The 20,527-nt window shown below is 69.5% G+C and carries 17 protein-coding genes and 1 pseudogene; 2 read left to right on the forward strand and 16 right to left on the reverse strand.

Annotated features, from left to right (window positions below):
* Position 1 precedes the first annotated feature (1 nt).
* The 15 genes from AB0N66_RS10545 to AB0N66_RS10615 form a co-directional block, all read right to left on the reverse strand.
* Positions 2 to 976, reverse strand: a complete 975-nt coding sequence (locus AB0N66_RS10545) for an iron ABC transporter permease (protein ID WP_365431138.1) — start codon at positions 974 to 976, stop codon at positions 2 to 4.
* A gap of 62 nt (positions 977 to 1,038) precedes the next feature.
* Positions 1,039 to 2,070, reverse strand: a complete 1,032-nt coding sequence (locus tag AB0N66_RS10550) for an ABC transporter substrate-binding protein (RefSeq protein WP_365431140.1) — start codon at positions 2,068 to 2,070, stop codon at positions 1,039 to 1,041.
* 90 nt (positions 2,071 to 2,160) lie between these two features.
* The gene (locus AB0N66_RS10555) at positions 2,161 to 6,492 is read right to left on the reverse strand and encodes an amino acid adenylation domain-containing protein (protein WP_365431142.1); all 4,332 of its coding nucleotides are present in this window, start codon (positions 6,490 to 6,492) and stop codon (positions 2,161 to 2,163) included.
* Entirely contained in the window at positions 6,479 to 6,736 is a 258-nt protein-coding gene (locus AB0N66_RS10560; protein ID WP_365431144.1) for a phosphopantetheine-binding protein, read from the reverse strand. The genes AB0N66_RS10555 and AB0N66_RS10560 overlap by 14 nt, the downstream gene beginning before the upstream one ends.
* A 32-nt stretch (positions 6,737 to 6,768) precedes the next feature.
* Entirely contained in the window at positions 6,769 to 8,331 is a 1,563-nt protein-coding gene (locus AB0N66_RS10565) for a long-chain-fatty-acid--CoA ligase (protein WP_365431146.1), read from the reverse strand.
* 55 nt (positions 8,332 to 8,386) lie between these two features.
* On the reverse strand, positions 8,387 to 8,914 hold the full coding sequence (locus tag AB0N66_RS10570; protein ID WP_365431148.1) for an FcoT family thioesterase: 528 nt from the start codon (positions 8,912 to 8,914) through the stop codon (positions 8,387 to 8,389).
* A complete protein-coding gene (locus AB0N66_RS10575; protein WP_365431150.1) occupies positions 8,911 to 9,801 on the reverse strand; it encodes a TauD/TfdA family dioxygenase in 891 nt (296 codons plus the stop codon). The genes AB0N66_RS10570 and AB0N66_RS10575 overlap by 4 nt, the downstream gene beginning before the upstream one ends.
* Positions 9,802 to 9,838: 37 nt before the next feature.
* Positions 9,839 to 10,078: an acyl carrier protein gene (locus AB0N66_RS10580; protein ID WP_365431152.1), complete on the reverse strand. Its 240-nt coding sequence runs from the start codon at positions 10,076 to 10,078 to the stop codon at positions 9,839 to 9,841.
* A complete protein-coding gene (locus AB0N66_RS10585) occupies positions 10,075 to 11,148 on the reverse strand; it encodes a beta-ketoacyl-ACP synthase III (RefSeq protein ID WP_365431154.1) in 1,074 nt (357 codons plus the stop codon). The genes AB0N66_RS10580 and AB0N66_RS10585 overlap by 4 nt, the downstream gene beginning before the upstream one ends.
* An 81-nt stretch (positions 11,149 to 11,229) precedes the next feature.
* Positions 11,230 to 12,633: an MFS transporter gene (locus AB0N66_RS10590; RefSeq protein WP_365431725.1), complete on the reverse strand. Its 1,404-nt coding sequence runs from the start codon at positions 12,631 to 12,633 to the stop codon at positions 11,230 to 11,232.
* Between the two features lie 224 nt (positions 12,634 to 12,857).
* Positions 12,858 to 13,610: an aspartyl/asparaginyl beta-hydroxylase domain-containing protein gene (locus AB0N66_RS10595; protein WP_365431156.1), complete on the reverse strand. Its 753-nt coding sequence runs from the start codon at positions 13,608 to 13,610 to the stop codon at positions 12,858 to 12,860.
* Between the two features lie 108 nt (positions 13,611 to 13,718).
* Complete coding sequence (locus tag AB0N66_RS10600) at positions 13,719 to 14,453, reverse strand: DJ-1/PfpI family protein (protein WP_365431158.1); 735 nt, start codon at positions 14,451 to 14,453, stop codon at positions 13,719 to 13,721.
* Between the two features lie 258 nt (positions 14,454 to 14,711).
* Complete coding sequence (locus AB0N66_RS10605; RefSeq protein WP_365431160.1) at positions 14,712 to 15,233, reverse strand: copper chaperone PCu(A)C; 522 nt, start codon at positions 15,231 to 15,233, stop codon at positions 14,712 to 14,714.
* A 187-nt stretch (positions 15,234 to 15,420) separates the two neighbouring features.
* On the reverse strand, positions 15,421 to 17,685 hold the full coding sequence (locus AB0N66_RS10610) for a heavy metal translocating P-type ATPase (RefSeq protein ID WP_365431162.1): 2,265 nt from the start codon (positions 17,683 to 17,685) through the stop codon (positions 15,421 to 15,423).
* A complete protein-coding gene (locus AB0N66_RS10615; RefSeq protein ID WP_365431164.1) occupies positions 17,682 to 17,969 on the reverse strand; it encodes a hypothetical protein in 288 nt (95 codons plus the stop codon). Before AB0N66_RS10615 ends, AB0N66_RS10610 begins: the two co-directional genes overlap by 4 nt.
* 341 nt (positions 17,970 to 18,310) lie before the next feature.
* Between AB0N66_RS10615 and AB0N66_RS10620 the strand changes: the two genes are divergently transcribed.
* Together AB0N66_RS10620 and AB0N66_RS10625 are read left to right on the forward strand one after the other, a co-directional pair.
* On the forward strand, positions 18,311 to 19,291 hold the full coding sequence (locus AB0N66_RS10620; RefSeq protein WP_365431166.1) for a pyridoxal-phosphate dependent enzyme: 981 nt from the start codon (positions 18,311 to 18,313) through the stop codon (positions 19,289 to 19,291).
* A 70-nt stretch (positions 19,292 to 19,361) separates the two neighbouring features.
* Positions 19,362 to 19,751: pseudogene (locus AB0N66_RS10625) on the forward strand (thiamine pyrophosphate-dependent enzyme); the annotation flags it as partial.
* Here AB0N66_RS10625 and AB0N66_RS10630 read toward each other — a convergent pair.
* On the reverse strand, positions 19,741 to 20,496 hold the full coding sequence (locus AB0N66_RS10630) for an IclR family transcriptional regulator (protein ID WP_365431168.1): 756 nt from the start codon (positions 20,494 to 20,496) through the stop codon (positions 19,741 to 19,743). The pseudogene AB0N66_RS10625 and the gene AB0N66_RS10630 overlap by 11 nt on opposite strands.
* Positions 20,497 to 20,527 lie beyond the last annotated feature (31 nt).

Here is a 20,527-nt window from a genome sequence, read left to right on the forward strand (position 1 = left end):
TTCATACGTTGTCCAGGCCCTTGTTGCGGCGCAGCAGCCACAGGAAGAAGGGGGCGCCGAGCAGGGCGGTGAGGATGCCCAGCGGCAGTTCGTTGGGGCGGTTGACGGTGCGGGAGAGCAGGTCGACGAGGACGAGGTAGGTGGCACCCAGGAGTGCGGTCAGGGGCAGCAGCCTGCGGTGGTCGGCGCCGGTGGTGAGGCGGACCAGGTGGGGGATCATCAGGCCGACGAAGCCGACGCCGCCTGCGACGGCGATGACGGTGCCGGTGAGCAGCGCGCTGATGACCAGCAGGACGGCGCGCAGCCGGTTGACGTCAACCCCGAGCGCGGTGGCGGACTCGTCACCGGCCAGCAGTGCGTTGAGTCGCCGTCCGAACAGGGTCAGCAAGACGGTGCTCGACAGGACAACCACCGTGACGGTGGGCAGTTGGTCCCACTGGGCGCCTGCGACGCTGCCGAGCATCCAGAACATCACGGTCCGCAGTTCGGTGGGCGTCGCCAGCAACTGGACGAAGCTGGTCACCGAAAGCAGGACGTAGCCGACCGCGACCCCGGCCAGCACCAGCCGGGTGGGTGCCAGCCGGCCGCCTCGCTGTCCCAGGGCGAAGACCAGGGCCCCCGCCGCCAGTGCGCCAACGAACGCCGCGCCCGACACGCCGAGCCCGCCCAGGCCGCCGAGCGCGGCGCCACCCAGGGTGATGACCAGCACGGCGCCCAGCGAGGCGCCGTAGGAGAAGCCGAGGACGACGGGGTCCGCGAGCGGGTTGGAGACCAAGGTCTGGAGCACTGCCCCCGCGACCGCCAGACCCGCGCCGACCAGGGCGGCCAGGGCGACGCGCGGTGCCCGGAAGGTCCACACGATCTGGTCCAGCGCGGGGTCACCGGTGGTTCCCTGGCCGGTGATGTGATGCAGGAGGATTCCCCACACGTCAGCCACCGGGATGTTCACCGCGCCGATGCTCACCGCCAGCACCATCACGGCGACGAGGACGACGAGCAGGCCGACAACGGCGAGCGACAGTCGAATGCGGTTCGGGCTCAGAACTTGTCGGGGTGCAGCGCCTTGGCGATCTTCTCGACGGCCAGGTCGTTGCTGGGACCGAGGTACATCGAGTCCGACAGCGCCACGTACGTGTTGTTCTTCGCGGCCGGCCACTGGGGGAACTCCTTCAGCAGTTTCTTGGCGTAGGCCGCCGGGTCGGGGTCGTTGTAGCCGATGACGACGAGCGCGTCGACGTCGGTGGCGGCCACCTTCTCCTTGCTGAGGTCGGCGAAGGAGGTCTTGGAGGCCGACTCGAAGGCATTGCTGCCGCCGGCCTTGGTGAGGATGTCGTTGTAGATGCCCTTGGCGACGACCGAGCTGAAGTCGTTGCCGCCCATGGTCATGTTGGAGAAGAGCACCATCACCTTCGGCTTCTTCTCGCCCTCGACCTTGCCCGAGACCGCCGCGATGTTCTTCTCGGAGTCGGCGATCAGTTGCTCGGCCTTGTCACTGACATTGAAGATCTTGCCCAGGTCGCGCAGCAGCCGGTAGCTGTCCGCGATGGTCATCTTCGAGGTGTCCTGGTCGCAACCCTGCGGAGAGACATAGGTGTTGGCGCCGACGTCCTTGAGCTGCTCGCGGGTGGCGAAGCCGTTCTTCTCGTCGAAGCCGTAGGAGGTCGTGGACAGCACCAGGTCGGGGCGCAGCCCGATCATCGCCTCGCGCGGGATGTCGTAGGCGTCGTTGAGCTTGACGTCACCGTTGGGCAGGGCCTTGATGGCGTCGGCCCGTCCCGCGACCTCGGACATCCCGTAGGTCTGCTGGTTGGCGGCAATGCTGTCGCCGAGACCGAGGGCGAGCAGCGTGGAGACCTCGGCGACCGAGGCGCCGTTCATGGTGACCACACGGCTGGGCGCCTTGGTGAACTTCTCGGACACTCCGCAGTTGTCGAGGGTCACCGGGTAGCCGGATGTCGCGGCGGCCGCGGACGCCTTGTCGCCGGTCTCGTCGGTCGAGTCGGCGCATGCCGCGGTGACCAGACAGAGAGCGCCGGCCAGGGCGATGGCGACCGGCCGTTTCTTCGGCATGCTGGCTCCTTGTTGCGGAATGCTCGTGCGGCGACGGGTTCTGCTGCAGTAGTCGGGAGGTCGAGCGCGGAAGTTCCCGGAGAGGCCCAACTACTTTGCGGGAGTGGAGAGGTGGCCCGGTTTCCCGGCCGGGGCGGGCATGGTTCCGGTGGTGACGCAGTGGTCGAGGTAGCGGAAGACGAGGTCGCGGTCGACGGGAGGGGAGGTGATGCCGCTTCCGTGCAGACCGGTCAGGACGTTGTCGGCGCGGACGCGTCCCAGACGTAGGTCGGGACCGGTCGCGGTATCGGCTGCCGTGTCCCATGAGTCGAAGAAGGCGAGCGTCGCCACCGCCGTGCCCGAGGCCGGGGACAGCTCGGCACGCCACTGGGCGAGCGGCATGCGCCGCAGCGGGTAGCCGTACTCCTCCAGCCAGTCGTATACGTCGGCCAGCCGCACCAGGGTGGTGGCGGCGTGGTTGAAGACCTTCGCGGTCGTTGGGCGCTGTCCGAGGCAGAGGTGTACGACAGCCTTGGCGACGTGGTCGACCGGTGTCCAGGTCTCCTCCTCGAAGAGGTCGGGGACGATGCCCGCGGGGACCCCGGCGCGCAGCACGCTCCACAGGAAGTCCCGCTCGTTCACGTAACCGGTTGCGTGCGGGCCGACGATCCGTCCGAGCCGGTGCACGGTGACCGGCAGACCCCGCTCGGCGGCTTGTTCGAGCAGGCGCTCGGCCGCCCACTTCGACTGCTGGTAGCCGTACCGCAGTCCGGGATGGGGCGGGAGGAACTCCTCCGGCACCTCAGGGGCGAGGCCGAGGGGCGGAGCGACGGAGAGGGTCGACACGAAGTGCAGGGGGATCGAGCGCACGGCCGCCATACGCAGCAGGTCCCTGGTGGACTCGGTGTTGGTGGCGCGGAGGGTGGCGTACTCGCGCATGATGCTGACGGTCGCGGCGTTGTGGAAGATCGCGCCGCAGGTTCGGGCGAGTTCCGCGAAAAGCGCCTCGTCCAGGCCGAGGCGGGGGCGGGCGAGGTCAGCGGGAATCGCCGTGATGCGTCTCCGCGTCGCGTCCGTGAGGTGGAACTGGTGTGTTTCCAGGGCTTGTTGGATGCGCGCGGTGGCCTCGGCGGGGCTCGGGGCACGGACGGTGCAGACGATCTCCGCGCCGGTGCTCGTCAGGAGTTCGGCCAGCAGATGTACGCCGACGAAGCCGGTGGCGCCGGTGAGCAGGATTTTGTCGGGTGTTCCGCTTGTCTGGGGACCTTCGGCGGGTCGGATGTCCGGGTCGAGGACGGCGTCGGCGAGGAGGGCCGCCGGAAGGCCAGGGGATTCCGGCCGCGCATGCGCCTGCGTCTGCTGTTCCAGGAAGCCCGCCAGACCGGCGGAGGTCGGGTGCTGGAAGAGCCAGGCGACCTTCACTTCGCGGTGCAGTTCGACGCCGAGTCGGTTGGCGACCTGGATGGCCTGGAGCGACTGGGCGCCCAGGTCGAAGACGTCGTCGCGCGCCGAGACGGCGACCACGCCCAGTACCTGCTGCCAAACGGCGGCGATAGTGCGCTCCAGTGAGCTGTCGGACGGGGCCGTCTGTGCAGTGGGGGCGGTTGCCGTCGTGGCGAGCGCGTTCCTGTCGACCTTCCCTGAGCTCGTCCGGGGCAGACTGTCCAGGAATTCGACCGCCGACGGGATCATCGCCGCGGGCAGCGCGGCTCGGAGGTGGTCCCTGATCAGGGACATGGCCGGGGCCATGGCCGAGGCCGGTCCTTCCGGGACGACGTGTGCGACCAGGCGCCGCGTCCCGTCGTCCAGCACCTGTCCGACCACGGCGGCGTCGCGGACTCCCGGGTGGGCCAGGAGGGCGCTCTCGACCTCAGCAGGGTGCACACGGTGTCCGCTGATCTTGAACTCGGTGTCCGACCGGCCCAGGTAGCGCAGTTGACCGTCGTCGCCGATCCGCACCAGGTCACCGGTGCGGTAAGCGCGCGGTGCGCCGGGCAGCGCGTCGAGCGGGGCGAAGCGGGAGGCGTCCGGGGGCCGGTCTCCCCGGTAGCCGACGGCCAAGTTGTCGCCCAGAAGGTGCAGTTCGCAGTCCACGACCGCAGCCCGGGTACCAGGGAGCGGCAGTCCGATGGGGACGTCTCCCGGGGCGAGGGAGGGGTCGTGGAGGTCGGCGACGGTGGCGACCACGGTGGCCTCGGTCGGGCCGTAGGTGTTCAGCAGCCGGACGGATGTGCCGACGGCCTTGCGCCAGCGGTCGACCCGCTCGGGGAGGGCCGCCTCGCCGCCGATGACGACCGTGCGCACCTCGGCGGGCAGCGCGGCGGCGCCGGTCGAGACGGCGTAGGCCAGTTCGTGCCAGTAAGCCGTGGGCAGGTCGAGGAAGCTGATCCGCAGCTGTGCGCAGGCGTCCAGAAAGCCGGGGACCGACTCGATCATGCTGTCCGTACGGACGACGAGCGTGGCGCCCGCGCACAGGGTGAGGAAGATTTCCTCGACGCTGGTGTCGAAGTGCAGGGGGGCGAACTGCAGTACGCGGTCCCGGTGGTGGAGGCCGTAGCGGTGCGTGGCGCCGGCGACGAAGTGCGCGAGGGCGCGGTGGTCGACCTCGACGCCCTTGGGGCGGCCGGTGGAGCCCGAGGTGTGGATGACGTAGGCGAGGTTGTCAGGTGTCGGTGCGGTCGGTACAGCGGTGCCGGCAGTGCCGGGCTCTGGCTGGTCAAGGAACAGTACGTCCCTGCCCTCGTAGTCGTCGGCGTGGGTGCTGGCCGTCAGGACGAGCGCGGGCCGGGCGTCGTCCAGCAGTTCCGCCCGGCGAGTTGGGGGCGCTGCCGGGTCGATCGGGCTGTAGGCGGCACCGGAGAGCAGCACGCCGAGGATGCCGGTGATCGCGTCGATGCCGCGGGGCAGGGCGACGGTCACCAGGTCCCCGCGGCCGACCTGACGGGCAGCCAAGCGGAGGGCTACATCACGTGCCGAGCCGAGCAACTGCGCATAGGTGACGCTGCGTCCGTCGTGCTCCACGGCGACGGATCCCCCGCGCCGGGCGGCATGGTCGGCGATCAGGTCGAGGACCGGACGCACGGGTCCGGGCAACGGTCCCCCGTCCAGGACGGGGACGGCTTCGCGCGTACGCAGCTCACCGAGCGCCCGGTCGGGGGCGGCGAGGGCCTGCCCGAGCAGGGCGAGCAGTCCCTCCTGGAGTGCGGCGACGTCCGCCTCGTCGTAGAGGTCGGGGTTGGCGTCCACGGCGATGCGCAGGCCGGCACCCTCGGAGCGGTCGTAGACATTGACGGACAGGTCGTCGACGGGGCCCGCGGAGACGTTGTGGACAGTGCTGCGGTGTCCGGCGAAACGCAGGTCGTACTCGAAGGGCATGATGTTGACACCGGGACCGGACAACCGGCGCTGCCCGCCCACGAGTCTGAGGTCGCGTCGCAGTTGTTCGTAGCGGTAGCGCTGGTGCGGCAGACCGGCGCGCAGCTCGCGGGACACCCGGACCGCGAGGTCGCGCAGGCTGTCCGACGCGGTGACCGTCACGCGCAGGGGCAGGATGTTGCGGACCATGCAGGGGACGCGCAGCGAGACGGAGCCGAGGCGTCCCATCGCCGGCAGGCTGAGAACGATCTCCGGTGCTCCGGTCGCGTGGTGCAGCTGGGCCGCGGTGACGGCCAGCAGGACCTCGGACCAAGTGAGTCTGAGGTCGCGGGCGACGGCACGCAGGGTCTCGGTCTGCGCCGCGTCGAGGTCCATCACCCGCCGGTGGAAGGTGCGTTCAGGCAGGGCCGTACGCCCGGCGGGTGTCGCAACGGGCGGGCGGTCGGCGAACCGGTCCGTCCAGTAGGCGCGGTCCTTGGCGAAGCGGGGCGACTCCCGGTAGGCGTGTTCCTCGTCCCGCACCGCGGCCAGGGTGCCGAAGCCGCTGTCCTCCAGCGGTTCGCCCGACGTCAGGGCTGTGTAGACCTGGGCGACCCGGCGGGCGACCAGCGACAGGCCGAAACCGTCGAGGGCGATGTGGTGCACGCGGTGATACCAGAGGTACTGCTCCGGTGCGATCCGCAGCAGCGCGTGACCGAAGACGGGGCCGCGCGCGAGGTCGACGGGGCGGGCCATGTCCCGGTCCATCCAGGCCAGGGCCGCCGCGTGCGGGGCGGGCTCTGCGGTGAGGTCTGCCGTGTGCAGGAGCCAGTCGTCGGCAGGGGCGACTGTCTCCCAAGGCCGGCCCTGGTGGTCGACGACGAAGGCGACGTTCAGGGCATCCGTCTCCGCGACCACATGGTGCAGGGCCGCGTCGAAGACAGCCGCGTCCACCGGCCCGTGGATGTGCACGTACTCGGCCGTGTTGTACGCGGGGCTGTCCACATCGAGTTGCTGGCCGGTCCAGATGCCTTCCTGGGCGGCCAGCAACGGATGGCGTATCTCCGTGCTTTCGTCACGCGGTGGCATGGTCTGCTCCCCCCTGACGTGCGGCGAGCAACTGCCACCACTGGTCGAACGAGGTGCATTCGGCGAGTTCGACGAAGCCCACGTCCACGCCGGTCTCCCGCCACCGTTCGATGAGAGTGACGATGCGCAGCGAGTCCAGTCCCGCGTAGAGGGGGTTCTCTTCCAGGTCGACTTCGTCGGGCTGCTGATACAGGAACTCCGCCAGGTCCGCGCGGAAGCCCTCCAGCGTGAGGGGAGCAGGCATGTCGTTCTCTCTCAATCGAGCCTGGTGGAAGGTCAGTTGACCTTGCGTGCCGATCCGCCCCAGAAGCGGTCGCGCAGCTCGCGGCGCAGGATCTTTCCGCTGGGGTTGCGCGGGACGCTGTCGATGAACTCGTAGCGGGCGGGCAGCTTGAAGCTCGCGAGCTGCGGGACGAGGAAGGTGTGGAGGTCCCGGGGGCTGGGCTGCTGCCCGGGAACGGGGACGACGAAGGCGTGCACGTACTCGCCCCAGCGCTCGTCGGGCGCGCCGACGACAACCGCCTCGGCCACGCCGGGGTGGCCTTCCAGTACGTTCTCGATCTCGGCCGGGTAGACGTTCTCACCGGCGACCAGGATGGCGTCCTTGATGCGGTCGCGGATGAAGATGTAGCCGTCCTCGTCGACGTAGCCGGCGTCCCCCGTGTGGATCCAGCCGTCGACGAGGGTCTCGGCGGTCTTGTCGGGCAGTCCCCAGTACTCGACCATGCGGGCGGGCGTGGCGAGGCAGACCTCCCCGACTGCGCCCGGCGGCAGTTCGCGCCCGTCGCCGTCGATCACCTTGCTGCGCACACCCGGATAAGGGTGGCCGGCCGCCTGCATGAGGGAACCACCGGGGACATGGGCGGCAGGAGGCAGGCAGACGGCGGTGTTGCCGGTCTCGGTGAGGCCGTAGATCTGGGCGAACTCGCATTCGAGGACGGCGAGGCTCTCCTCCAGCAGGGTCTCGGAGATCGGCGAGCCGCCGTAGACCGTCTTGCGGAGAGTGGTGAAGTCCTTCGCGCTGACGCCCGGTTCGGTCAGCATCATGCGGAGCATGGCGGGCACGACGCAGACGGTGGTGATGCCGAGGTCGCGGATGAGGTCGACGGCCCGGCGTGCGGCGAAGGCGCGCATCGCGACGACGGTGGTTCCGGCGTTGAGGTTCTGCGTGGCCCACCACAGGCCGCCGATGTGGAACCCGGGGATGCCGATCAGTGCGATGTCGCTTGCGCGCCAGTCGATCCAGTCGAGCCCCTCGCTCGCCAGGGCGTCACGGATCGCGAAGAAGCTGCGGTGGGCGAGCACGACGCCCTTGGGCAGTCCGGTGGTGCCGCTGGTGTAGAGCTGGGCGACGGGGGTGTCGGGGGTGGCGAGGTCAGGCAGTTCGGTGTCCGGGTGGGACGCCTTCCAAACGGAGAAGCGCTCTCCGAGCGTGACGACCGTTTCGGGTGGCGCGGTCGGCATCTTCTCGACGATCGGCCCGAACTCGTCCTCCAGGAAGAGCAGTCGGGTGCCGGAGTCCCGCAGGATGTGGCTGACCTCGGGCGCGGTGAGCCGCCAGTTGACGGGTACGAGCACGGTGCCGCTCTTGGCGCAGCCGAAGAGGATCTCGTAGTAGTGCTCGGACTCCTTGCCGAGGTACGCGACCCGGTCGCCCGGCTTGAGTCCGGCGGCCTGGAGGGCGTGGGCGATGCGGTTGCTCTCGCGGTGCAGTTGCTCGTAGGTCAGAGTGCGGCCCTCGCAGAGGACCGCGGGGGTGGCGGGCTGGTGCTGTGCGTGGAAGCTCGTGGTCTGGACGAGCGTCTGGAGTTGCGGGTGGTGAAGCCTGTCCATGGACATGGGAGTTCTCTCCGTCCTCTCTTGCCGCTGGTTGGGATGGCAGGGGGTGGGCGCGTCAGGGGACGTTGACGAACGCCAGGACCGCCTCGCCGTCGCAGCGGCCCGAGTCGGCGTCCCAGTAGCAGTAGGCGGTTTCGGCGTGGAGGAACGGCTTGCCGCCACCTGGGGTACGGCGCGTGACGGACCGGAATTCCATCTCTCCCGAGAATTCACGGGGGTTGACCGGTCTCCGGAAATTGGAGGCGAATCTCGCGATCAGAATGTCCGGGAGCTGGTGCTTCCAGAAGTCGTCCAGCGTCCAGGATTCGAACCCCGCCAGCAGTCCTTCCTTTACGGACTTGGCGACGAGGTAATACATCATCTGGTTGTAGCAGATGTTCACCTCGACGGAATTCAGATGGCCGGTGTCGTCGATGTAGCACGACTCCGGGATCGCGAACTCGCAGTGGGCGGCGGCCTGTCCGGCGCGCTCGGCCACGACGGCGGCCGAGCGCAGGTACTTGCAGTGGTCCTTGTAGGGCACCAGTACGCGGGCCAACAGGTCCTCGTCCGTGGGGTGCCGGACCGCGGAAGGGACCGTCATACCGCCTTGATCCCGTCGTGGAGCTTGCGTTCGTCGTGCACGGTGACGCGGAAGGAGACGGTCGGCTCGGGGGTGGTGGTGTGCCGGGCGCGGTGGATGAGGCTGCGGTTGTCCCAGACCAGCAGGTCGCCCTGCTCGAAGCTCTGCAGATGGATGTTGTCGTGCTCGAAGGTCTCGTCGAGCTGGCCGGTGGCCTCGAACAGCCGCTTGAGCAGCTCCTCGTCGAGCGGCTTGCCGTCCTGGTCCTCGATGCCGACGGTGAAGCCCTCGCTGATGTAGAGGACCGTCTCGCCGGTCATGGGGTGGGTGAACGTGGTGGGTTGGACGACGGCCGGGGTCTTCCGCTCGACCTCTTCGATGATCTCGGAGATGGGGCGGTAGACATCGTGGGGTCGGATCTTGAAGTACTTGCGCACGGAGTGCCGACAGTACGTTCCGCCGATCTCCTTCTTGAGTTCCTCGGGCAGCCCTTCGTACGCCCGGCCCATGTCGATGAAGTACGTACCGCGGTTCTTCTCCGGAATTACCTGGGGGTAGATCAGGGTGATTCCGAAGGGGTCCGGCATGAACTGGTAGTCGGCGTGCCAGAACTTGCCGGTCTTCGGGACGCCTATCTGCTTTCCGTCTTTCGGCACGTTGGAGGAGACGAATATCTCCGGGACCTCCGGGTGCTTGTACATCGGCTCGTAGTACGTCTCCGGGCGGCCAAGACGCTTGCCGAGTTCGAGGAACTCATGGGAAGAGAGATCCTGGCTCTTCAGGACTGCGATCTTCTTCGTGTAGAGGGTGTTCTTGAGGGCTTTGATGTCGGCGGCCGAGGCGGTGACGTGGTCGAATCCCTCGACCGTCGCACCGATCGCGTTGCCGGGCTGTTCCTTGATCTGCATGAGGTGCTGCCTTTCGAGGAGTTGGAGGATGGAGAGCTCAGACGCACGCTTGTCGGGCGTCGACGAGTCCCGCGATGTCGCCGAGCGTCAGGTCGGGCTGGAGTTCGTCGTCGCCGACGGTCACACCGAGGTCGCGCTCGATGCGGATGCTGATCTCGACCGTCGTCAGCGAGTCGACGTTCAGTTCGCCGAGGGTCGCCTCGGGACGGATCCGGTCTGCGGGAGCGTCGTGCAGCCTCGCGAGGATGTCGACCAACTGCTCGTAGGTTGTGCTCATGACGTCGTCCGTTCTCCTTGGACATGGGGGTCGTACGGATGGGCCGACGCGGGCAGCGCGGGCCAGGTCAGGAGGCAGGAGCCCCAGGTGAGGCCGCCTCCGAAGGCGGTGAGCAGGAGCCGGTCGCCGGGCCGGACCACTTGGCCGGCGGCCGCGTCGGCCAGGGCGAGCGGTATGGACGCGGCACCTGTGTTGCCGACGGACTCGACATGAGTCACGCACCGTTCCCGAGGCAGACCCAGGTCGTCGGCCACCGAGTGCAGGATCCGCAGATTTGCCTGGTGGGGTACGAAGTGGTCGACGTCGTCGATCTTCCAGCCGGCCCGGGACAGCGTGGCGCGCGCCGACTCCGCGATGCGCGTCACCGCGTGGCGGTAGACCTCCTTGCCCCGCATGCTGAAGTGCCGGTCCTGGCTGCTGGGTTCGCCCGGCCGGGAGCGCTGGCGGGAGCCGCCCGCCGCCACCATGATCAGGTCTTCGTGGGCTCCGTCGCTGCCGAGGTCGAAGTGGCCGACCGCGCCCGGCTCGTCGGCATGTCCGGCGCGCAGGACGACGGCTCCGGCACCGTCTCCGAAGATGATCGCGTTGGCCCGGTCCAGCGGATCCACGATCGTGGAGTAGGTGTCCGCCCCGATGAGCAGGACCCGTTCGGCCACGCCGGCCGCGATCAGCCCGGCGGCCGAGGCGAGCCCGTAGACGAACCCGGTGCACGCGGCGCTGATGTCGAAGGCGGCCGCCCCCGTCAGACCGAGCCGTGCGGCGACCGCGGGCGCGGTGGCCGGGCAGCTGTGGTCCGGGGTCGTCGTGGCGACGACGACGGCGTCGACCCGGTCCGTCGCGGCGGAGACCAGGGCCCTGCGGCCTGCTTCGACGGCCAGGTCGGAGGTCGCCTGTCCGGGGTCGACGACGTGCCGTCGGCGGATCCCGGTCCGGGTGCGGATCCACGCGTCGTCGGTGTCGAGCCGTCGCGCGAGGTGCTCGTTGGTCACCACGCGGGACGGCACCCAACCCGCCAGCCCGCACAGGACGGCGGCCGGAGGAGCGGAAGTACCGGCGACGGTAGTGGACATGGGGGTTCTCCTGGCATGACGGAGGAAGGACCGGGCAGCCCGGACGAGGAAAGAGGAAGAAGAGGTGGACGGAGGAGCGGCCTAGGGACCGGTGGTCCTGCGGAGCGCGAGCAGCGCGAGCGCACCGCAGCCGATACCGGCCGCAATCGCGAAGACCGCGGTACGGATGCCGTCGAGGAGCCCGGGACCGGAGGCGTTCTGCCCCACTCCGCCGGCGAGCGCGACCAGTACGGCGAGTCCCACCGCGCCGCCCACCTGGAGGGTGGTCGACGCCAGTCCCGAGGCGATGCCCTGGTCGCCGGGGGCCACTCCGGCGGACGCGGCGATCCACATCCCCGTCCAGGCGGCCCCCTGGCCGAGACCCAGCAGCACGATCCCCGGCACGAGGCTGGGGTACGAGCCGTCCGAGGTGAGCGCCAGACCGAGGGCCGCGGCTCCGGCGGCGCCCAGCGCCATGCCGCCCACCAGCATGCGGCGCACGCCGAAGGCGGACACGGCCCGTTCGCCGACCTGCGTACCGACGGCCACCACCGCGGCGGGCACGAGGAACGCGAGCCCGGTCGCAACCGGGCGGTAGCCATGGACGGTCTGGAAGTACAGCGTCAGGAAGTACGGCACCGAGCTGAACGTGGCGCTGAACAGGGCGGTCACTCCCATGGCCACGAGCAGGCCGCGGTGCGCGAACAGCCTTGCCGGTACGAGCGGATCGCGGGAGCGCCTCTCCACGACGGCGAAGAGCGTCAGCAGCCCGGCGGCCAGCACCGCGCTCGTGAGGGCCGCGGGCCTGCCCCAGCCCTCCGCGGGGGCCTGCACCAGCAGGAACACCAGGAGCGTGATCCCGCCCGTCGCGGTCAGCGCACCTGCCACGTCGAAGTGCCGCGAGCGGTCCCGCGGACCGTCCGCCGGGAAGAGCGACCGCCCGGCCAGCGCGATGGCCCCTGCCACGGGCACGTTGACGAAGAACACCGACGGCCAGCCGAACGCCTCCACCAGGACCCCACCGAGGAGGGACCCGAAGCAGAGCCCGCCCGCTCCGGCGGCGCCCCACACCGCCAACGCCCGGTTCCGGTCGGGCCCTTCGTCGTACATGGTGGTGATCAGGGACAGCGTCGCGGGGAACAGCAGGGACCCGCCGATGCCCTGGACCGCCCTGACGGCGACCAGGACGCCGGGCGTCTCCGACAGCCCGCCCACGAGGGACGACCCCGCGTACAGCAGCGCCGCGAGGACGAACATCCGGCGTCGGCCCAGCAGGTCCGCGGCCCGGCCACCCAGCAGCAGGAAGCCTCCGGTGGCCACGACGTAGGCGCTCACCACCCACTGCAGGTCGTGGTCGGAGAATCCCAGCCCGGCGCCGATGTCCGGCAGGGCGACGTACACGATGTTGTAGTCGAGCGAGATGACGAGCTGCCCCAATGCCAGCACAAGCAGGGGAAGCCCAAGTGGCTTTCGGAGTGGAGCCTTTACCGGCTCTGTCGCGGACATCATCGATCACCCCCCTCGGGATCGCAATACCCGAAATTCCCACGGCGAGAATTCCACCAGGTCGATCGTTTCGAGTCACGGTAGCAGCCCGGCTCTGGCTTGTGAATGGCCAAATTCCATACAGCGATTGCGTGTTGATGGAATATCAGGGCAGCCCTGGCACCCGGCAGTCAAAAACTGTCGGGTGAGGGAATTCAGGGATTCACCGAATTACTGTCTCCGCGTCAACCGTCTCCCATGAGCCGACGAATCTCGGTCATCAGGGAGACCAGCGCCCGGCGCTCCGGAAGGGTGGTTTCCGGATGCCAGAGGTCGATGAGCAGGCAGGTCCGCGGACGGTTACCCGCGTTGCGCGCCTCGTGCTCGAAGGAGTAGTCGAAGAGCAGGCACTTGCCCTCTTCCCACGAGCGCGTCTCCCCGGCGACCGTGATGCTGCACCCGTCGGGGATGTCCACGGCGAGATGCAGGTTGATGCTGAAGTTCCACAGATCACAGTGGGGTTCGATGACGGCACCCGGCAACAAGGTGGAGAAATGACATTCAAGGAGAGGACATATCTTCTCCGTGTCGACGACGACGTCTTTCAGCACCTGATAGGCCGTGGGAACCGTGGCAGCCGACTCTTCGACAAGACCACCTTCACGGAAGAGATACAGGGCCTGCCAGTTCTCCTGTCGGGTCAGATAGTGCTCGTAGTCCGAGAACGCCTCCCGTCGCGCCGCCCATGCGACGTTCAGCTCCTTCTTGATCGCCTGATGACCGGCCTCCAGTTCGCGGACGACGGGGGCCAGTTCGGGATAGGCGTAGGGATCGTGCCAGGGAGTGGCAGAGAGCCCCGGCATGATCCACTTGGCGGCCTTCTGCAGCGGATGCCGATCGCTCCCGCCCGGCTCCAGCATCTCCTCGACCCGAACAATCGATTCGGCGCCGAACTCGGCTCTGATGGCGGCGAAGGCGTTCTCTATCTCTGGTGTCACACGGTTCTCCGGAGTTCGGTGACAGGGGAAGGGGCGCGGTCACGGAGCTGCGTCACGGGAATGTGGTCACGGAGCTGCGATCACAGGGATGTGGTCACTCAGCCGCGATCACGGGGATGTGGTCGCCGTCCGGAGCACCGTCCCCCGGCGCTCGAACTCCACGATCGCCTCCGCGTAGGTGGCGGCTGCACTTCCCAACTCGCGTTCCAGCAGCCACAGGGCGCCGTCGATGCCGGACGAGACCCCGCCGGCTGTCACCAGGTCACCGTCGTCGACGACCCTTTGGTCCACGACCCGGGCCCCCTGTTCGGCGAGGTAGCTCCTGGCCAGATGGTGCGTGGTGCACGTACGGCCCGTGGTCAGACCGGCGGCGGACAGCACGATCACCCCCGTACAGACGCCGAGGACCATCACTCCGGCTTCGTGGGCCGCCCGCAGCGCGGACGGCAGCTCCCCCTTGTCTATCTCCGCCCAGACTCCGGGGCCGTCGCGTCGGCCGAAGCCTCCGCCGGGTACGACGACCAGATCGGCGTCGTGTGGGGACCAGGCCGCTGCGGCCACCTTCGTGCCGAAGCTGTGGGTCACCTCGGCCGCCTTCCCGCCGGTCACCAGCTTCACCGTGACCGGATGGGCCCGGGCGGCCACGGAGAAGACCTCGAACGGGCCGAAGACATCGAGCTCTTCGACGCCGTCGAAGGTGACGATGTGAACGCGCAGTGCCTCACCGTCGTCGCCGGGGGCGCGCCCCGGGGCGACGGCGTGGGCGGCGCCGACGGCGAGCGGGGTCGCCGAAAGGGCGCCGACCGCCGCCACAGAGGATTGCAACAGACGTCTTCGCTCCACGTGTGCCGAACCACCTTCGCCCGAAGTTCCGCGCCCCGACCCGCCGACCCGTCGACCTCGCACGGTGGTCAGCAGGTGTCGAGTTGCGCTGTCGAACCAGTAGTCGGTCGCCGGTGGGCTTGAGTTCCCGCGTCTTCGGGCCAATTTTCTTTGTTGTGGCGGCACTTGAGGAAACCGGACCGTGGCGTCACACGGTCGCCGCCGAACCCGGCGGACATCGTCCACCAACGCAAAGCCGGGCCCGAAAGGGTGGGAAGGTCACGTTCCGTCCTGACCCGGGCGGACCACGACCGCTAGGGTTTTCACTGCCTCGCTGCGCTCGAAGTGCAGTGTGAACGCGACGAGATCACCCAGGTGCCAGTCCGTGTTCGACGGCAATATCACGTCAAGCTCGGAGGGGGACATGGCAATGCTGTCGCCGGCCGGGACGGCGACCGAGGCCACCGTCTGCGAGGAGGCCGATCGGCTACTGGTCATGAGATGGCGGCTGAGGGTGATGGCACCGTCGACGTCGGCGGCGGTCACCTTCAGCAGCCGGTCCGCCGAGCCCCCGCTGTTGGTGATCCGGAAGAAGGCCGCCGTGTCCGGAGTGCCACCCGAGGGCAGGAACAACCGGCCTTCGGTGACCGCGATACGGGCCGGGGTGCCGGCGTTGCCGTAGGCGGTCCACATGCTCAGACCGCCGAGGGCGAGGGCGCAGACGACGACGGGCGCGAGGGCGGCGAGCAGGGTGTCGGTGAGCCGGCGGCGAGTCGGCCGCCAGAGGCGCTGTTCGGTCATCGGGTACGTCTCCGGGCGGGGGTGGGCTGCCAGGGGCTGGCGGACATCGGGTGCGCCTCCGAGCGGCGGGAGAACGCTAGGAGCTTGCCGCTCATCGGGTACGCCTCCGAGCCGCGGGAGGGCTGCCAGGGGCTGGCGGTCATCGGGTACGCCTCCGAGCGGCGGGAGAACGCTAGGAGCTTGCCGCTCATCGGGTACGCCTCCGAGCCGCGGGCGACGGCTGCCAGGCGCGCAGCCGCAGGCTGTTGGCGACGACCAGCACCGAGCTGGCCGACATGGCCGCCGCGGCGAGCATCGGGTTGAGCAGGCCGACCATGGCCAGCGGGATGGTCACGACGTTGTAGCCGAAGGCCCACGCCAGGTTGACGCGGATCGTGCCAAGCGTGCGCCGGGCCAGCCGGATCGCGTCCGCGAGGGCCTCGATGTCGCCGCGCACCAGGGTGACATCGGCGGCCCCGATGGCGACATCGGTGCCGCTGCCCATGGCGATGCCCAGGTCGGCGCCGGCCAGCGCGGCGGCGTCGTTCACACCGTCACCGACGACCGCGACCCGATACCCCTGTTCCTGGAGGTCCAGTACGAGGTCGGCCTTGTCCTCAGGCGTGCGGCGGGCGTGCACCTCGTCGATGCCCAACGCCTCGGCGACGGCCCGGGCGGGCGCCTCACGGTCGCCGGTCGCGAGCACGGGACGTACACCGAGATGCCTCAGTCGCTCAACGGCCCGGTAGCTCCCGGGCCGTACGACATCGCCGACCTCGATCACGGCTTCGACCGTGCCGTCCACACGTACCAACACAGGCGTGTGAGCGGCGGCTTCGGCCACCGACAGGGCCTTCGCGAGCACTGCGGGCAACTCCTCGTCCGGGGCGAGGACTTCGATCAGCCGCCCCTCGACCCGGCCGCGCACTCCGCGCCCAGGCAGGGCAGTGAACCCGTTCACGTCCGGCAGTCGCTCCGCGCCCAACTCCCGCCGGGCGTACGCCGAGACAGCCCGGCCGAGCGGGTGTTCCGAGCCCTGCTCGACAGCCCCTGCCAGCCGCAGTACCGCGTCGCGCCCGAGCCCGTCCAGGACAGCGGTGATCCGGGCGACGCTCATATGGCCGGAGGTGAGTGTGCCGGTCTTGTCGAGGACGACGGCGTCGATGTGCTGAAGCCCCTCCAGCGCCTGCGGGCCTGTGACGAGGACACCCAGTTGGGCACCCCGGCCGGTCGCGGCCATCAGCGCGGTCGGGGTCGCGAGTCCCAGCGCGCACGGGCAGGCCACGACCAGAACGGCGACACACGCCGTGATCGCCGCCTGTGGATCGGCACCCGCACCCAGCCAGAACCCCAGCGCGGTGACGGCCAGCGCCAGCACGACGGGTACGAAGACACCGGCCACCGTGTCGGCCAGCCGCTGGGCGCGCGCCTTGCCCGCCTGCGCATCGGTGACGAGCCGGGTGATCCGGGCGAGCTGCGTGTCGGCGCCGACTGCCGTGGCCCGTACGAGCAGCAGCCCACCGGCGTTGACGGCCCCGCCGACCACCGCCGAGCCCGGCCCGACCTCGACCGGCTCGCTCTCTCCCGTGACCAGGGACAGATCCACGGCGGAACCGCCCTCCACCACCTCGCCGTCGGTGGCGACCCGCTCCCCCGGCCGCACGACGAAGACCTGCCCGGCTCTCAACTCCTCGATGGGGACGAGCCGTTCAATACCGTCCTCGCGTACCGAGACGTCCTTGGCCGCGAGTCGGGCCAGCGATCGCAGCGCCGCCCCGGTCCCGTGCCGGGCCCGTGCCTCCAGGAACCGTCCCGTCAGCACGAACAGCGGTACGCCGACGGCCGCTTCGAGATAGATGTGGGCGACGCCGTCCGAGGCGGTGGGTACGAGCGTGAACGGCATCCGCATCCCGGGATCGCCGGCTCCCCCGAGGAAGAGCGCGTACGCCGACCAGGAGAAGGAGGCCACCACACCCAGCGACACCAGGGTGTCCATGGTCGCCGCCGAGTGCCGCAGCCCTCGTACCGCCCGCGTGTGGAAAGGCCAGGCCCCCCACACGGCGACGGGCGCCGTCAGGACGAAGCACAGCCACTGCCAGTTGCGGAACTGCAGAGCGGGCACCATCGACAGGACGAGCACGGGCAGCGCGAGCAGGGCCGTGACGACCAACCGGTCACGCTCGCGCGTCACGCCCTCGGACTCGTCGCCCTCCGCGGGCTCCTCTTTCTTGTCCTTGGGCGGCTCGGGCAGGGCGGCCGTGTAACCGGCCTTCTCCACGGTCGCGACAAGCTCCGCGGAGCTGACGCCCGCCGGATGACTCACCCGGGCCCGCCCGGTGGCCAGATTGACGGTCGCCGTGACTCCATCCAGTTTGCCGAGCTTCTTCTCGACACGGGACACACAGGCCGCGCAGGTCATGCCGCCGACGGTCAGATCGGTCGTCACCAAGGCGGTCACCGGATCGGCGCTCATCCGTTGCCACCCTCGTGCATGTCCATGCCTCCCATGTCTCCCACGTCGCCCACGTCGTCCCCGCTCCCGCCGCTTTCGCCGGTGCCGCCGCCTGTGGCGTCGCCCGTGGTGTCGCCGGTGCCATGCATTCCGGGCGCGACGGGGCCCGCGGCGGCACCGACGGCGTAGGACACAGTGAAGATCAGGGCCAGCAGGAGTAGGAAGCCGCAGAGTGCGGGCGGGAGCGCCGCTTTCCGCAGGACCGCACCCGCGCCGGACAAGGAGGATTGCCGGGACTCGTCCATCAACCGCGTCTCCAGGTCACGTCGTACGGCGTCGCTCGGATCGCACCGTACCGACTCAGTAGTCGGACCAACCTCGGACCGAGTTCCGGAGCATGCGTGTGGCGCGCGTCACACTAGGGACGCTCGCCCCATGCGTTGACGGTGTCTGCCCCGCCCTGCAGCGCAAACTCCCACTGGTGCACGTACGAGGCGTACGCGGCGACCCCGACCAATATCTGGATGCCGCGCCTATCTGCCCAGGTCAGAGGAGGGTGGCTGGCCAAGGGACATAAGGTCAGTCGCTTCAACGCAAGCGGTCGACCGAGATGGAACCGGCGCCGGTGGCGCTACGTTGTTGTGTCGTGCAGGAGACGCGTCTCGACATTGCCCGGATCCGGGCGGCTCGCCGGGTGATCGACCCGGTCTTTCTCGACACTCCGCTGTACCGGTGCGAGGCGCTGGAGCCCGGCGTCGGGTGCACGGTGAGCATCAAGCTCGAAACGGCGAACCCGGTCCGCAGCTTCAAGGCCCGCGGCACCGAGGTGGTCGCGAGCCTCCTGGCCGACAATGCCTCGCGAGCCGCGGTGTGTGCGAGTGCGGGCAACCTTGGCCAAGCCCTCGCGTGGTCCGGTCGCGGCCGGGGGCTCGACGTGACCGTCGTGGCATCCCGCTTTGCGACTCGGGCCAAGCTTGATCGCATCCGCGCATTGGACGCCAGGCTGGAACTGGTGGACGGCGACCACGAGTTGGCTCGCGAGCGGGCGGCGGCCATCGCACGGTACGACGGCATCAGGCTGGTCGAGGACAGCCTGGACATCGAGACCTGCGAAGGCGCGGCAACCATCGGCCTGGAACTGATGGACACCCCGCCGTCGTTCGACACCGTCCTGATTGCTCTCGGCGGCGGCGCACTGGCCACCGGCGTGGGGCATGTGGTGAAGGCACTGGCACCCGAAGTCGAGGTGATCTGTGTCCAGCCGCTGGGCGCACCGGCGATGACACACTCGTGGCACAGGCGACGTGTCGTCACCACCGACTCGACCAACACCATCGCTGACGGCGTCGCCGGCCGGCGTCCCATCCCGGCCGTCCTGGACGACCTCCTCCTGGTCGCTGATGACGCCGTCCTGGTCCAGGAGGCGTCGATCATCGCCGGTATGAGGATGCTCCTCGACCACGCCGGCCTCGTCGTCGAACCTTCGGCCGCGCTAGGCATCGCGGCGATCCTCGAAGATCGTGACCGCTTCGCCGGCCGACACGTCGTCACCATCGTGTGCGGCAGCAACGTCGACGTAGACGCCTACCACCGCTGGGTCGGCGCGGCTCCCCTCCACAGGCCCTGACAATTGCTCGCGGGTGCGGGCATGACGCACGTGAGCGAGCAGACAGTCGAAGACGGTCGTCGACGGGGACGACGTCCCCGCCCTGTGGCACGAGATGACGGCGGCGATCATCCGGGCCCGAACGGGTGGCGGCCCCACACTGATCGAAGCGATGACCTACCGCCTGCGCGGGCACACCCGCTACGACGCGATGGGGTACATCGCCACGGGCGAAGTCGCGTCGAAGATCGAGAATGACCCGGCACCCCGCTTCCGCGCGTGCCTCATCGAACAGGGCCACGCCACCGAGGACGAGCTGAAGGAGCTCGACGAGCAGGGGGTGAAGGACGTCGAGGACGCCTGGGACCCCGTCGCGCTGCACACCTTGCGGAGCCGCACACCCGCTGGCGCCGCACAGTCCGAGGAGCCCTGCCGCAACAGCGGCCGGGCCGGTGCCGTAGCGGGACCCCTCAGGTGCTGAGAGCCTGCGAGATGCGGTCCGCGGTCTTCACCACCTGGTCGATGATTGACGCTCGCTGCGCCTCATCGAGGCGGAAGGCCGGGCACGGCGCCGACAGCGCGGCCACGATCTGCGATCCCTCCCTGACCGGGGCGGAGGCGGCCCAGACCCCCTCGTCGATCTCCTCGTGACTGACCTCCCAGCCCTGCCGTACCGCGTGGTCGATCTCGGTGAGGAACGCCTCGCGACCGTTGACCGGGGGGAGTGCGCCGCCGGCGAGGGCCTCGTCGATGTGGCGCAGGCGCTCCGCCACGGACAGACCGCCGAGCAGGAGACGGACGCTGGCACCCCGCAGGGCCGGCAGGTGCTGCCCGGGTTCGAAGGACAGCCGGAACGGGCGCAGGCTCTCCACGCGATGGATGCACACGGGCAGTCCGTGCACCAGCCGACTGAGGATCACCGTCTCCTGGGTGCTCTGCGACAGCTCGCGCATGAATGGCTCGGCCACATCCACCAGCGGAGTTGCCCGCCGGGCGGCCCGGCCCAGTGCCGCGACCCGCATCGTGAGGTGGTACTGCCCGCGGTCGCCTTCCTCGATCAGGCCCATGTCGCGCAGTAGCGCCACATATCGGTGAGCCGTGGGCGCGGGGATCTCCAGATCCTCAGCCAGTTGACGGACCGTGGCCACAGGCCGCTGTTCCGTGAAGGCGAACAGCAACTCCAGGGCCCTGCGCCCGCTGTCCGCGCCCGCCTTCGAAGGTGCCACCGTTCTCCGCTCTTCCACCCATTGACGCCCG

Source organism: Streptomyces sp. NPDC093544, from assembly GCF_040683495.1.
Taxonomy (GTDB): Bacteria; Actinomycetota; Actinomycetes; order Streptomycetales; family Streptomycetaceae; genus Streptomyces.

Coding starts and splice junctions, on each gene's coding strand:
- AB0N66_RS10545 (WP_365431138.1), bottom strand. CDS start 976: ATGGTGCTGGCGGTGAGCATCGGCGCGGTGAACATCCCGGTGGCTGAC.
- AB0N66_RS10550 (WP_365431140.1), bottom strand. CDS start 2,070: ATGCCGAAGAAACGGCCGGTCGCCATCGCCCTGGCCGGCGCTCTCTGT.
- AB0N66_RS10555 (WP_365431142.1), bottom strand. CDS start 6,492: ATGCCACCGCGTGACGAAAGCACGGAGATACGCCATCCGTTGCTGGCC.
- AB0N66_RS10560 (WP_365431144.1), bottom strand. CDS start 6,736: ATGCCTGCTCCCCTCACGCTGGAGGGCTTCCGCGCGGACCTGGCGGAG.
- AB0N66_RS10565 (WP_365431146.1), bottom strand. CDS start 8,331: ATGTCCATGGACAGGCTTCACCACCCGCAACTCCAGACGCTCGTCCAG.
- AB0N66_RS10570 (WP_365431148.1), bottom strand. CDS start 8,914: ATGACGGTCCCTTCCGCGGTCCGGCACCCCACGGACGAGGACCTGTTG.
- AB0N66_RS10575 (WP_365431150.1), bottom strand. CDS start 9,801: ATGCAGATCAAGGAACAGCCCGGCAACGCGATCGGTGCGACGGTCGAG.
- AB0N66_RS10580 (WP_365431152.1), bottom strand. CDS start 10,078: ATGAGCACAACCTACGAGCAGTTGGTCGACATCCTCGCGAGGCTGCAC.
- AB0N66_RS10585 (WP_365431154.1), bottom strand. CDS start 11,148: ATGTCCACTACCGTCGCCGGTACTTCCGCTCCTCCGGCCGCCGTCCTG.
- AB0N66_RS10590 (WP_365431725.1), bottom strand. CDS start 12,633: ATGTCCGCGACAGAGCCGGTAAAGGCTCCACTCCGAAAGCCACTTGGG.
- AB0N66_RS10605 (WP_365431160.1), bottom strand. CDS start 15,233: ATGACCGAACAGCGCCTCTGGCGGCCGACTCGCCGCCGGCTCACCGAC.
- AB0N66_RS10610 (WP_365431162.1), bottom strand. CDS start 17,685: ATGAGCGCCGATCCGGTGACCGCCTTGGTGACGACCGATCTGACCGTC.
- AB0N66_RS10615 (WP_365431164.1), bottom strand. CDS start 17,969: ATGGACGAGTCCCGGCAATCCTCCTTGTCCGGCGCGGGTGCGGTCCTG.